Below are 512 nucleotides of genomic sequence, written 5' to 3'. Positions count from 1 at the left end.
GGTAGTGTCTCAGTTTGAATTCAATTTCGGGGTGGGAAATGGCGACGCTCGCTGGCGGGCCGGTCTATCGGCGGTCCTTTCCCTTCTTGTCGATCAGCACCGCCTGTTGCCATCGGCCTGGCGCCTTATCGGTGCGGTGAATGCAACCCGCCCAGCAGCAAGGTCGCTTCTTTCCTTCCAGCAGTTCGTCGCAGGTCCGTTCGATACGACGTTGGCGCGTCGTCGCCTGTTTCGCGTCATCGACCCAGCAAATGAACTCATTCCGGCCGAGCGGCGTGAGGTTTTCCCATAGCATCAAGACCTTCGGATTTGATCGCACTGCCGCTTTAAGGTCTTCACCTGCCTCGTGGACGGTGCCATGGGAGAACGCGTTAGTCACACTGGCCTCCGGGCGAACTCACCTGAGCCGAGTTCATCGCCGCCGCGAAGATCGGTGACTTTCGACTCTGCCTCCCAAATCAAGGAATGTCCATGATGAGGTCGAAGGCAGACATTCAAACTGAGACACTACC

Annotated in this window: 1 protein-coding gene; it reads right to left on the bottom strand. The window is 57.8% G+C overall.

Translation table 11 applies throughout. The features are described 5' to 3' along the window. Positions 1-64: 64 nt before the first annotated feature. On the bottom strand, positions 65-295 hold the full coding sequence (locus AB4Z24_RS22535) for a YdeI/OmpD-associated family protein (RefSeq protein ID WP_441711898.1): 231 nt from the start codon (positions 293-295) through the stop codon (positions 65-67). Positions 296-512 lie beyond the last annotated feature (217 nt).

This window comes from Hyphomicrobium sp. 2TAF46 (genome assembly GCF_052114865.1).
Classification (GTDB): Bacteria; Pseudomonadota; Alphaproteobacteria; order Rhizobiales; family Hyphomicrobiaceae; genus Hyphomicrobium_B.
This window is presented reverse-complemented; position numbering and strand designations above follow the sequence as displayed.

Excerpts from the sequence above, each read along its gene's own strand:
- AB4Z24_RS22535 (WP_441711898.1), bottom strand. The coding sequence starts at position 295 with ATGCTATGGGAAAACCTCACGCCGCTCGGCCGGAATGAGTTCATTTGC.